Raw genomic sequence first — 12,530 nt, forward strand, 5'->3', positions numbered from 1 at the left:
TTCTCCCCCCAGGAACGCCCGGGGTACATGGGCCCCGGGCGATGGTGGATGAACGCCGGATCAGTGTAGGGGAGGCGGCGCGGGGCGCAAGCCCCCGAACCGGCGCAGGCCGGGGGTTCGGGCCAGGCGGTCGCGCGGGCACGGGACGACCCCGGGGAGGGCCTGACGAGGGATGGGGCCTGGGGGCTGTAGGACGCGGACTCGTCCTACAGCCCCCGGCGGGACGCTTGGCTAGGATCGGTCGACATGGACACGCGCACCGCCACGACCGGGCCCGCGGACGACCCGGACGGGGACGATCTCGTCGTCGCCCGGCCGCAGGGCCTGTACTGCCCGCCCGGCGACTTCTACATCGACCCGTGGCGGCCGGTCGACCGCGCCGTGATCACGCACGGTCACAGCGACCACGCGCGCTGGGGGCATGCGCACTACCTGGCGCATCACGACAGCGCCGCGATCCTGCGGCGCCGGCTCGGCGACGACATCACGCTGCAGACGCTCGGCTACGGCGAGGCGATCGTGCATCACGGGGTGCGCGTGTCGCTGCATCCGGCCGGACACGTGCTCGGGTCGGCGCAGGTGCGGCTCGAGCACGGCGGGCGCGTCTGGGTCGCGTCGGGCGACTACAAGCTCGAGGCCGACGGCACCAACGCGCCGTTCGAACCGGTGCGCTGCGACACCTTCATCACCGAATCGACCTTCGGCCTGCCGATCTACCGCTGGCCGTCGCAGGCGGCGCTGTTCGCCGAGATCGACGCCTGGTGGCGCCGCAACGCCGAGGCGGGCCGGCCGTCGGTGCTCTATGCCTATGCGCTGGGCAAGGCGCAGCGGCTGCTGCACGGCGTCGATGCGTCCATCGGGCCGATCGTCGCGCACGGCGCCGTCGAGCCGTTGAACGCCGTCTACCGCGCCGCCGGCGTGGTTCTGCCGCCGACGCTGTCGGTCGGCGATCCGGCGCTGGACAAGGCCGCGCTGTCGCGCGCACTGGTCGTCGCGCCGCCGTCGGCCGCGAGTTCACCCTGGCTGAAGCGCTTCGGCCCGGACCTCGCCGACGCCTTCGCCAGCGGCTGGATGCAGCTGCGCGGCACGCGCCGGCGGCGCGGCGTCGACCGCGGCTTTGTCGTGTCCGATCATGCCGACTGGCCGGGATTGATGGCGGCCATTCGCGGCACCGGCGCGGAACGCGTCTTCGTCACCCACGGCAGCGTCGCGACGATGGTGCGGTGGCTCAACGAGCAGGGGCTGCGCGCGCAGGGCATCGCGACCGAGTACGGCGACGAGGAGGCCGGCGGCGAGGCTGAGGCAGCGTCCGCGTCCGCGCCGGGGTCCGACGCGGCGGTCGCGCCGGCATCGGATCCTTCCGCAACGGATCCTTCGTCCGCTGCGTCGTCGGTCCCGGACCCGTCGACGTCGGTCGCGTCCGGGACCCGCCCGGCATGAAGGCCTTCGCCGCGCTGTACCGCGAGCTGGATGCCTCGACGTCCAGCCTCGCGAAGCAGTCCGCGCTGCAGGCCTACCTGCGCCAGGCGCCGCCTGAGGACGCCGCGTGGGCGGTGTACTTCCTGGCCGGCGGCAAGCCGCGCCAGCTGGTGCCCACGAAGCTGCTGCGCGAGCAGGCCCGGCTCGCGGCCGGCTTGCCGGAGTGGCTGTTCGACGAGAGCTACGAGGCGGTCGGCGACCTCGCCGAGACGATCGCGCTGCTGCTGCCCGAACCGGCGCAGGTCGTCGAGCGTCCGCTCGCCGAGTGGATGAGCGCGCATCTGCTGCCGCTGCGCGGCCAGCCGCCCGACGCGCTGGCCTTGACCCTGCATAGCCAGTGGGCCGCGCTGGCGGTCGAGCAGCGCTTCGTCCATCTGAAGCTGATCACGGGCGCGTTCCGCGTCGGCGTGTCGAAGCTGCAGGTGACGCAGGCGTTGGCCGCGGTCGGCGGCCTGGATGCCAAGCTCGTCGCGCAGCGGTTGATGGGCTACACGCACATCGGCGCGACGCCGTCTGCGGCGGACTATGCGGCCCTGATCGCGCCCGTCGGCCTCGACGGGGACGAGGGCGCGGGCCGCGGCCTGCAGCCCTATCCGTTTTTCCTCGCGCATCCGTTCAACCTCGCGGTCGAGCAGTTCGACGCCGCGATCGGACCCGCGTCCGACTGGCTGGTCGAATGGAAGTGGGACGGCATCCGCGCCCAGCTGGTGAAACGTGGTGGCGAGGCCGCGATCTGGTCGCGCGGCGAGGAGCTCGTCACCGAGCGCTTTCCCGAGCTGCGCGCGATGGGCGAAGCGCTACCCGACGGCACGGTGCTCGACGGCGAGATCCTGGTGTGGCGCGACGGCCGTGCGATGCCGTTCGCTGAGTTGCAGAAGCGCATCGGACGCAAGACGCTGAGCGCGAAGCTGCTGGGCGAGCTGCCGGTGGCGTTATGCGTCTACGACCTGCTGGAGGAGGGCGGTGACGACCTGCGCGACCGCCCGCAGCAGGAGCGCCGCGAACGGCTGGAGCGTCTGGTCGCCGGGCATCCGCTGGCGGGGCTCGAACTCAGCCCGCTGATCGCCGGCGCGGACTGGCATGACCTCGCCCGGCAGCGCGAGCAGGCGCGCGCGCTCGGCGTCGAGGGGATGATGCTCAAGCGGCGGGACGCGCGTTACGGCGTCGGAAGGACCAAGGACGTCGGCGTCTGGTGGAAGTGGAAGATCGATCCGCTGTCCGTGGACGCCGTACTGATCTACGCGCAGCGCGGTCACGGGCGGCGGGCCAGTCTCTATACCGACTACACCTTCGCCGTGTGGAACGGTCCGCCGGACGATCCGTCGCGGCAGCTGGTGCCGTTCGCCAAGGCCTACTCCGGGCTCACCGACGCCGAGATCGGCGTCGTCGACGCGGTGATCCGCAAGACGACGACCGAGACCTTCGGCCCGGTGCGCAGCGTCACGCCGACGATGGTGTTCGAGCTCGGCTTCGAAGGCATCGCACGCAGCGGCCGCCACAAGAGCGGCATCGCGGTCCGCTTCCCGCGCATGCTGCGCCGCCGGGAGGACAAGCCGGTGGAGGAGGCCGACACCTTGCAGTCGTTGCAGGCCTTGCTGCCGGAGCAGGGCGAGTGACCGGCAGAACGGACGGTGTCGAGGCGATCGACGCGTGGCTCGATGCCAAGGGCTGGACCTCGTTCCCGTTCCAGCGCCAGGTCTGGAAGGAGATCGCCCGCGGCCGTGGCGGGTTGCTGCATTCCAGCACCGGCAGCGGCAAGACGCTGGCGGTGTGGTTGGGCGCGCTCGCCGCGCTGAGGAGCGAGGTCGGCGCCGAGGCGCGCGTGCACGGCGGCAGGTCGATCGCGCCGCCGCTGACGGTGCTCTGGATCACGCCGATGCGCGCGCTGGCCGCCGACACGCTGCGCGCGTTGGAAGCGCCGATGGCGGCGCTGTGTCCCGGATGGACAGCCGCGCTGCGCAGCGGCGATACGACCTCCGCGCAGCGGGCCGCGCAGGACCGGCGGCTGCCGACCGTGCTCGTGACGACGCCGGAGAGCCTCTCGCTGCTGCTGTCGCGGGCCGATGCGAGCGATCAGCTCGGCCAGGTGCGGCTGGTCGTCGTCGATGAGTGGCATGAGTTGATGGGCAACAAGCGTGGGGTGCAGACACAGCTCGCGCTGGCGCGGCTGCGCCGCTTCGCTTCCTCTCACTCCCTCTCCCGCTTGCGGGAGAGGGCGAGGGTGAGGGCCAGCAGCCGTGGCAGGGCGCTGATGACCTGGGGCCTCTCGGCGACGCTGGGCAATCTCGACGAGGCCATGCGGACCCTGCAGGGCACCGCGGCCGACGACGCCGACGCCGTGATCGTGCACGGCGAGACCGACAAGATGCTGGTCATCGACACGCTGCTGCCGGAGGCCGCCGAGCGCTTCGCCTGGGCGGGCCACATGGGCCTGCGGATGCTGCCGCAGGTGGTCGAGGCGATCGAGGCCAGCGCGAGCTGCCTGGTCTTCACCAACATGCGTTCTCAGGCGGAGCGCTGGTACCGCGCGTTGCTGGAAGCGCGGCCGGACTGGGCCGGCGTGCTGGCGCTGCATCACGGCTCGCTGGACCGCGAGGTGCGCGAGTGGGTGGAACTCGGCCTCAAGGAAGGCCGCATCAAGGCCGCCGTGTGCACGTCCAGCCTCGACCTGGGCGTCGACTTCCTGCCGGTGGACCGGGTGCTGCAGATCGGCTCGGCGAAGGGCGTCGCCCGCCTGGTGCAACGCGCGGGCCGCTCCGGTCATGCGCCGGGACGGCCGTCCCGCATCACGCTGGTGCCGACGCACAGCCTCGAGCTGGTCGAGGCCGCCGCCGCGCGCGACGCCGTCCGCGCCGGCCACATCGAGTCCCGGCACAGCCCGCGCGAGCCGCTGGACGTGCTGGTCCAGCACCTGGTCACCGTGGCGCTGGGCGGTGGCTTCAGACCCGACGACCTCCTCGACGAGGTTCGCGGCACCGTCGCCTTCGAGCACCTCGGCGCGGACCACTGGCAGTGGTGCCTGGACTTCGTCCGCCAGGGCGGACCGTCGCTGACGGCGTATCCGGACTACCACCGCGTCGTGCCCGACGAGGAGGGCCTCTGGCGCGTGCCCGACGCGCGGCTCGCGCGGCGGCACCGCGTCAACATCGGCACCATCGTCAGCGACGCGTCCATCAGCGTGCAGTACCTGAGCGGCGGCAAGCTGGGCAGCGTGGAGGAGAGCTTCATCGCGCGCCTGAAACCCGGCGACGCGTTCATGTTCAGCGGCCGGCTGCTGGAGCTGGTGCGGGTCGAGCAGATGACGGCGCTGGTGCGTCGCGCCACCGCCGGCCGGGCCGCGCTGCCGCGCTGGAACGGCAGCCGCATGCCGCTGTCGAGCACGCTCGCCGACGCGGTGCTGCGCGAGTTCGCGCAAGCCGACACGGGGCAGTTCGAGTCGCCCGAGATGCAGTGCGTGAAGCCGCTGATCGACATCCAGCGGCGCTGGTCCGGCGTGCCGGGACCGGACGTGCTGCTGGCGGAGACGCTCAAGTCGCGCGAGGGCTGGCACCTCTTCCTCCACCCCTTCGCCGGACGTCAGGTGCACCTCGGGCTGGCCGGCCTGATCGCGTGGCGCGCGGCGCAGCCGGAGACCGGCACCTTCTCGATCGCGCTGAACGACTACGGCATCGAGCTGCTCAGCGCCAAGCCGATCGACTGGGCGGCCCGCTTGCCGGACCTGCTCACGCTGCCGCCGATGGAGACGCTGCTGCGCGAGGTGCTCGCGAGCCTGAACGCCACCGAGCTCGCGCGGCGGCGCTTCCGCGAGATCGCGCGCATCGCCGGGCTGATCTTCCAGAGCCACCCCGGCGAGCGTCGCAGCAACCGGCAACTGCAGGCCTCGGCGACGCTGTTCTTCGAGGTGTTCCAGCAGCACGATCCGGGCAACCGGCTGCTGGCGCAGGCGGAACAGGAATTGCTGACGCAGGAACTGGATGTGCGCCACCTCGCGGCGGCGCTGGCGCGGATGGGGCGGCAGACGCTGCAGATCCACGCACTCAAGAAGCCGACGCCGCTGGCGTTCCCGTTGATGGTGGAGCGCTTCCGCGAGAAGCTCAGCAATGAGTCGCTCGGCGACCGCATCGCGCGGATGGTGTCGGAACTCGAGCGCAGCGCCGGCGGCGAGGCGGTCGGCACCGCGCATGAGCCGGCGGAGCGCGCGCTGGCGGTGTTCGCGAAGAAGGACTCGCCGCAGTTCGCCGTCGAGGCGGTGCAGGAGTCGCTCGCGCTGGAAACACGCGGCGAGGCGCCGGCCAGACGACGCGAGGCCGGCGGACGCAGGCGGCGATGACGGAGGGCCAGTGGACGGACTCTCGGTCGAAGGAGAACCAGTTGTCGGAGACGAAGTGGATGAAGACGAAGTGGACGAAGACGACGTTGATGGAGAAGGCGTCGACGGAGAAGGCGTCAATGGAGAAGGCGTCGATGGAAAACAAGCTGACGGCGGCGCACCTGGAGGACCGGGTGACCGAGAAGAAGGGGGCGCTCGCCGTGACGCTCGCCGACGAGCGCGTCTGGCTGCTGCCCGAGCGCGCGGTGTGGTGGCCGGCGACGCGGACGGTCTTCGTCGCCGACGTGCACCTGGGCAAGGCGGCGAGCTTCCGCGCGCTGGGGCAGCCGGTGCCCTCGGGCACGACGCGTGACAACCTCGACCGGTTGAGTGCCCTGATCGACGGGCTGTCTGCGGCGAGGCTGGTGGTGCTGGGCGACTTCCTCCACGCGGCCGCGGCGCAGCACGCGCAGGTGCTCGATCCCGCGCAGGCCTGGCGCGAGCGTCATCCGGCGCTCGCCTGCCTGCTCATCCGCGGCAACCACGACAGCCATGCGGGCGATCCGCCGCCGTCGCTGCGCTTCGAGATCGTCGACGAGCCCCATCCGATGGGACCGTTCGCCGCCTGCCACCATCCGCAGCGGGTCGATGGCGCGTATGTCCTCGCGGGACATCTGCATCCCGCGACGACGCTGCACGGCCGCGCGCATGAGCGTCACCGGCTGCCGTGCTTCGCCGAATCCGAGGGGCTGATGATCCTGCCCGCATTCGGTGCGTTCACCGGCACGACGCAGGCGGGACTGCCGGAAGGCTCGCGTTGTCACGCGGTCGGCGGCGGCGCGGTCTGGCCCGCGCCCGACACCCGGTCCGCTTGAGGAGGCGTGGCGGCCGGAACGGTCACGTCAGAGGTGGAAGCCCCCGACGTCGGTGTGGAAGTCGCCGATCTCGGTCCACTCGCTCAGATCGGCAGGCACCGCGAAGCGCGCCGACAGCGCCTGGGCGGCTTCTTCCGCCGAGGCGAAGGAATCTCCCCACGGCATGCTGTCGTGCTTCACGCGCCAGCGCCGCGACAGGCGCGGCTTGATCGTGAAGGTGCCGTCCAGGCTCTGGAAGACGTAAGAGACGGTATCGAGATCCATGGTGAGCTCCGGGTCGTCTCCGGATCGATGACCCTAGTGCATCGGGCGGCAACTGTCATGCCTGCGTCGCGGATGGGAGGGACGGTCCGGCGGACACGCGCTGTCACGACCGGCAGTCCGGAGAACGCCCGCGAAATGGCCGGAACGGCGGCAAACGGCACGTCGCTTGCCGCCTTTCGCATCAATGACACATCCCTGGCGATTCTTCCGGGCGGGCGGCGCGGACCAAGCGCGCATCGACTCCGCCGACGATCTTCTGCACCTCCGCGACCTCGACCAGAAACGCTGGGTCGCGCTGGCCTGTCCCACCCGCGGTCTTGAATTCGACGAGCGCACCCTCGACCTGATCGACCTCGATCGCGACGGCCGCATCCGCGCGCCCGAGCTGATCGCCGCCTGCGAATGGGTGGGCGCGCGCCTGAAGGACTGGCAGCCGCTGCTGCGCGGCGACGCGCGACTGGCGCTGGCCTCGCTGGCCGACACCGACGAAGGCCGCGCGCTGGCGGAGGAACTCGCCCGCACGCTCGACCTGACCGGCCATGCGGGGCAGTCCGACATCGGTCTGGACGAGATCCGGGAACGTCAGTCCCACCTGGCCGCGGAACGCCACAACGGCGACGGCATCGTACCGGTGGCGGCCATCGAGGATGCGGCGGATCGCGCGCTCGCGCAGCGCATCGGCGAGGCGATGGGCACGGTCGCCGACGCCGGCGGCGGGCCGGGCATCGACGAGACCCGGATCAAGGCCTTCTTCGATCAGGCGTCGACACTGCTCGCCTGGCACCGCGAGGGCGAGGCCGAGGCCGGCTGCGCGGGACGGCGCGCCGCCGCGATGGCGGTGCAGGCGGTGCACGACAAGGTCGAGGACTTCTTCGCGCGGTGCCGGCTCGCGAGCTACGACGCGTCCGCGACGGCGACGCTCAACGCGACCGATCCCGAGCAACTGAAGGCGCATGCGGCGGGACTGCTGTCGCTGGAAGCCGGTGTGCTCAAGCAGATGCCGATCGCGCCGGTCTCGCCGGGCGCGGCGCTGCCCTTGGACGATCGCGCCAATCCCGCCTGGCGCGGCGCGCTCGCCACCTTGCGCGAGCAGGCCCTGCGGGCCGACTTCGGCGACAGCCTCGACGAGCGTGACTGGCTGGCGTTGAAGGACGCGGTGCGCGCCTGCCGGGAGTGGCTGCGACGCCAGCCGACCGGGCCGGTCGCGGCGATCGGCGTCGACGTCGTGGCATCGCTCGCCGCCGGACAGCCCGGCGGACATCTCGACGAGGTGCGCGCGCGCCTGCTGACGCACGTCGAGGACGACCGCGCCGCCGCGCCGCGCCATGCGGCCTTGAACGACCTCGAGAAGCTGCTGCTGCTCCAGCGCGGCCTGCTGCGGCTGGCGCGCAACTTCGTGTCCTTCGAGGACTTCTACGAAGGCCGGGGCGCGGTGTTCCAGGCCGGCACGCTGTTCGTCGACGGCCGTGCGTGCGAGTTGACGGTGGATGTCACCGACCCCGCCAAGCATGCGCCGGTCGCGGGACTCGCCAAGGCCTACCTCGCGTACTGCGAGTGCGTGCGGCTGAACCAGAAGCGCACCATCGTCGCGGTGGTCAGCGCCGGCGACGTGGACTTCCTCTTCGTCGGCCGCAACGGCCTGTTCTACGACCGCGACGGGCACGACTGGGACGCGCGCATCGTCAAGGTGATCGAGAACCCGATCAGCGTCGGGCAGGCCTTCCTGTCGCCGTACAAGAAGCTGGTGCGGCTGGTCGAGGACCAGGTGGCCAAGCGCGCCGCGGCGAGCGATTCGACGCAGCAGGGGCGCATGGGGCAGTGGGCCGGGCGCGTCGCGACGGCGGATCAGCCCGCGACGGCGGCCGCCGCGCCCGGGCTGCCGGCCGGGGTGGCGACGGCGCCGGGCGCTGCCGGCGCCGCCACGTTGCCGGGCCTCGGTGCGCCGGGCCGCCGCGTGGACGTCGGTACCGTCGCGGCCATCGGCGTCGCGCTGGGCAGCATCAGCACGGTGATCGTCGGCGTCTTCGGACGCTTCGTCGATCTGGGTTGGTGGATCCCGCTGGCGGTGCTCGGCATCGTGCTGTCGATCTCCGGACCGAGCATGCTGATCGCCTGGCTCAAGCTGCGCCAGCGCAGCCTCGGGCCGATCCTGGACGCGAGCGGATGGGCCATCAACAACCGCATGAAGCTGAGCACCAAGCTCGGCACCGCGTTGACGAAACGCCCGCGGCCGGTGCCGCAGGCGGTCAAGCTGAGCGCGCCCGGTCTCCGCCCTGACGGTCCTCGTACTCTGGGGGGCGGTCCCGTCTGACCTCCTCCTTCCAGTCGGGATCCTGCCGGTCCTCCGCCTTCCGGTCCTCGCCGTTCCGGGGATGCGGCCGCGTGACCAGCGGCAGCACCGCGAGGATCAGCAGTGCGAGCAGCATGCTGAAGACGGCCGTCGCCTCGCGGCCCAGCCCGCAGGCGATGCCGATGGCGGCGGTCATCCAGATGCTGGCGGCGGTGGTCAGGCCGTGGACCTGCTCCTCGTCCTTGAGCTTGAGGATGGCCCCCGCGCCCAGGAAGCCGATGCCGGCGATGACGCCCTGCAGCACGCGGCTCATGTCGGCCAGCGCCATGCCGCCTTGCTGAGGCACCAGCACGAACAGCGCCGCGCCGAGCGACACCAGCATGTGGGTGCGGATGCCCGCGGCCTTGCCGTGGTGCTCGCGTTCGTAGCCGAGGATGCCGCCAAGCACCGCCGCCAGCAGCAGGCGCACGGCGATGCGGGTGATCTGCGCGACGTCGGGGACGTCGGAGAACTCGGAGCGCACGGTCTCGATGACCTCGTCGGTCCAGGAGGGGCTCGAGGAGGGCGTCGCGGCCGCGGTGGCGCTGGTGGCAATACTCATGGCAACTCCCTGGCTCCCGGTGTTCCGCCCGCCCGTCCGCCGACCGCCTCGCTCGGCTCTGCGACCGGGCCGGTGCGCGCACCGTCGGCCAGCTTGGCCTCGAGCGCGGCTTCCCGCGCGGCCTCGGCCTCCGCTTCCACCGCGTCGAAGTCGTAGCCTTCGGCGGCATGCAGCTGCCAAGCGCCGCCGCCGGTGAGGCGCAGCACGTGGGTGTGATGCTGCAGCACCGCGTGGCGATGCGCGATGCTCACCAGCGTGACGCCGTCGCGGCACAGGCGCTCGTAGAGCCGGCGCTCGTTGCAGCTGTCCAGCGCGCTGGTGGCCTCGTCGAGGATGACCATCTTCGGCGTGCGCACCAGCACCCGCGCGAAGGCCAGGCGCTGCTGCTCGCCCATGGACAGCAGCTTCTCCCAGTCCTGCGAGGCGTCGAGACCGCCGACGCGTTCCGCGAGTTCGGGCAGGCAGACCTCGTCGAGGATGGCGCGCAGCGCGTCGTCGTCGAGCTCGGTCGTCGTGTCCGGATAGATCATCTGGCTGCGCAGCGTGCCGGGCTGCAGGTAGGGGCGCTGCGGGAGGAAGAACACGTCCTCCAGCGGCGGATGCTCGATGGTGCCTTCGCCGCAGCGCCACAGGCCGGCGATCGCACGCAGCAGCGAGCTCTTGCCGCAGCCGCTGACGCCGGTGATCAGCAGGCTCTCGCCGGGCTGGAGGGCGACGTCGAGCTTCTCCACGAGCAGCCGGTCGAACTGCGGCGTGTAGAGCGTCAGCGCGCGCAGGGCGAGCTGCTCGGCGTGTTTCGTCTCGATCTTCTCGCGGGCCCGTTCGTCGCGGGGCTTGCGCTTGTGCATGACCTCGGAGAGCGCGTGCAGCCGGTCGATGCCGGCGACGAAACGGCTGAGGCTCTCGAAGTTGTCGACGATCAGCGAGACGGCGGTCAGCACCGCGGCGAAGGCGCCGGCGGCCTGGACGGCGGCGCCGACCTCGAGGTCACCCGACAGCACGCGTTCGGCCAGGATCACCGCCGGCACGACCAGCGTCAACTGGCTGAAACCGCGCTGGAAGAGGTTGAGCGCACGCTGCTTGCGGATCAGCTTCCAGTAGTTCTGGTAGACCGAATCGAAGCGGCCTTCGATGTGGGCGCGCTCCTGGGGCTCGCCGCGGTAGAAGGCGATGGACTCGGCGTTCTCGCGCAGCCGCATCAGCCCGAAGCGGAAGTCGGCCTCGCGGCGCAGCTGCCAGAAGTTGAGCTGGATCAGCGGCGAGCCGAAGACATAGAGCGCGAGGAAAGTGCCCACCGTGGCGTAGACGACCAGGAAGGCGACCAGCAGCTTGGACAGCGACCACAGCACCGCGCAGAAGGCCACCAGCTGCATCATGGAGCCGATCATCAGCAGCCCGAAGTGGGTGGAGCGGCCGGTGAAGGTGTTGATGTCCTCGGAGATGCGCTGGTCGGGGTTGTCGATGTCGCCCGCCGCGCCGGTGCCGATCTCGTAGTACTTGCGACCGTCCAGGTAGCCGTCGAGGAACTTCCCGGTGAGCCAGCGCCGCCAATGGTTGGAGAAGGCGTCGCGCATGTAGTAGTAGAAGGCGTACACCGGCACGGCGAAGCCCAGCACGATGAGGCTGTCGCGCACTGCGAGCCAGAAGCGCGAGTGGTTGCGCTCGGCGAGCGCGGAGGTCATTTCCCCGGTCTTGTCGTTGAGCAGGACGGCGAGCTTGGTCTCGCACAGCATCAGCACGATCATCAGGAGCAGCAGGCCCCAGGCGGCCTTGCGCTGGTCGCCGAGCCAGTAGGGCCGGGCGATCTGCATGAACTGGCGCCACGCGGCGGCGGACAGGCGCGGCGGGCGGCGGCGCCTGGCCTTCTTGGGCGGAGCCGGGGGGCGGACGGCGGCAGGTCCGTCGCAGGGGAGGAGGAGTGAACCATGAGGGCGGGACCCGGTCTGCCGATATGGCTCGACAGTAGCTCCGGTGGCTCATGGGGCGGGTAGGACGGGGCCTACTGCGGGTGACGGAGGGAGGCGCGAGGTGGGTCGAGGTTGGGCGCCTCCCAGGACGCCGATCACGGCATCAGCTTCGACACCGCGTACGCGAGGCTGCCCGCAGCGGCGGACGAGCTGATCGCGGCGCGGGCGCACCACTTGAGCAGGCGGAGATCCGAGGCCTGGCCGCTCATCTTGATTCGGTCATCGACCGCCGCGATCACGGAGGCCACGAGCTCCTTCATCTCGATCTTCGTGCGCGCGAGCATGACCTCGAATTCTTCCCGCGATTTCTCGTGCATCTTCTGAAGCTCGTCCTTGAAATCGGCACGGGCTGCGCTGAGATCGGCCTTGAACTCAGCGCGGGTCGTGCTGAGATCGGCTTTGAACTCGGCGCGGCAGCTGGCGAATTCCTTGGCGGACTCAAGGCGTTGATCGGCGAGTTCCTTCTTGAAAATCTCCTGATCTTTCCGAATCGCGGCGAAGCCTTCGCGCATCTCCTGACGGAGTTGGTGAGTCTCGGCGGAGAGCAGGTCGAGCCGATACATCACGTGATGGAGATCAGGCTGGGCGTTCGGAATTGGCGTGACGTTCGTGAGTTGTGGAGAGTGAGGATGCATGCGGCGACTCCTGGACATGCGGTGGGAGGAGCCGAAGATGCTAGGAGCCGTCGAGCTCGAACGGCGTGGCGCGAATGCCGAAACCGAGGGTTGTTTGATCGGCCTCAAAG

At 70.9% G+C, this 12,530-nt stretch carries 9 protein-coding genes; 5 read left to right on the forward strand and 4 right to left on the reverse strand.

Annotation, left to right across the window (positions count from 1 at the left end; translation table 11 throughout):
• Positions 1-246: 246 nt before the first annotated feature.
• From ACQ859_RS13260 to pdeM, 4 genes are all read left to right on the forward strand, one after another.
• Positions 247-1,440 carry a ligase-associated DNA damage response exonuclease gene (locus ACQ859_RS13260; RefSeq protein WP_431266165.1) on the forward strand — a complete coding sequence of 398 codons (1,194 nt, stop codon included), beginning with the start codon at positions 247-249 and terminating at the stop codon, positions 1,438-1,440.
• Positions 1,437-3,095, forward strand: a complete 1,659-nt coding sequence (locus ACQ859_RS13265; protein WP_431266166.1) for an ATP-dependent DNA ligase — start codon at positions 1,437-1,439, stop codon at positions 3,093-3,095. The genes ACQ859_RS13260 and ACQ859_RS13265 overlap by 4 nt, the downstream gene beginning before the upstream one ends.
• A complete protein-coding gene (locus ACQ859_RS13270; protein ID WP_431266167.1) occupies positions 3,092-5,809 on the forward strand; it encodes a ligase-associated DNA damage response DEXH box helicase in 2,718 nt (905 codons plus the stop codon). The genes ACQ859_RS13265 and ACQ859_RS13270 overlap by 4 nt, the downstream gene beginning before the upstream one ends.
• A gap of 134 nt (positions 5,810-5,943) precedes the next feature.
• Positions 5,944-6,663, forward strand: coding sequence for a ligase-associated DNA damage response endonuclease PdeM (pdeM, locus tag ACQ859_RS13275; protein WP_431266538.1), 720 nt, complete (start codon positions 5,944-5,946; stop codon positions 6,661-6,663).
• A gap of 27 nt (positions 6,664-6,690) precedes the next feature.
• Here pdeM and ACQ859_RS13280 read toward each other — a convergent pair whose 3' ends face one another.
• Complete coding sequence (locus tag ACQ859_RS13280) at positions 6,691-6,927, reverse strand: hypothetical protein (protein WP_431266168.1); 237 nt, start codon at positions 6,925-6,927, stop codon at positions 6,691-6,693.
• A 184-nt stretch (positions 6,928-7,111) separates the two neighbouring features.
• On the opposite strand from ACQ859_RS13280, the gene ACQ859_RS13285 reads away from it, so the two are divergent.
• A complete protein-coding gene (locus ACQ859_RS13285; RefSeq protein WP_431266169.1) occupies positions 7,112-9,238 on the forward strand; it encodes a hypothetical protein in 2,127 nt (708 codons plus the stop codon).
• On the opposite strand, the gene ACQ859_RS13290 is transcribed toward ACQ859_RS13285, so the two are convergent.
• From ACQ859_RS13290 to ACQ859_RS13300, 3 genes are all read right to left on the reverse strand, one after another.
• Positions 9,174-9,818, reverse strand: coding sequence for an MgtC/SapB family protein (locus ACQ859_RS13290; protein ID WP_431266170.1), 645 nt, complete (start codon positions 9,816-9,818; stop codon positions 9,174-9,176). The genes ACQ859_RS13285 and ACQ859_RS13290 overlap by 65 nt on opposite strands.
• Positions 9,815-11,629: an ABC transporter ATP-binding protein/permease gene (locus tag ACQ859_RS13295; RefSeq protein WP_431266171.1), complete on the reverse strand. Its 1,815-nt coding sequence runs from the start codon at positions 11,627-11,629 to the stop codon at positions 9,815-9,817. The genes ACQ859_RS13290 and ACQ859_RS13295 overlap by 4 nt, the downstream gene beginning before the upstream one ends.
• 251 nt (positions 11,630-11,880) lie before the next feature.
• Entirely contained in the window at positions 11,881-12,420 is a 540-nt protein-coding gene (locus tag ACQ859_RS13300) for a hypothetical protein (protein WP_431266172.1), read from the reverse strand.
• Positions 12,421-12,530: the final 110 nt, after the last annotated feature.

The sequence above is a fragment of the Roseateles chitinivorans genome (genome assembly GCF_050632235.1).
In the GTDB taxonomy this organism is placed as follows: Bacteria; Pseudomonadota; Gammaproteobacteria; order Burkholderiales; family Burkholderiaceae_C; genus Roseateles; species Roseateles chitinivorans_A.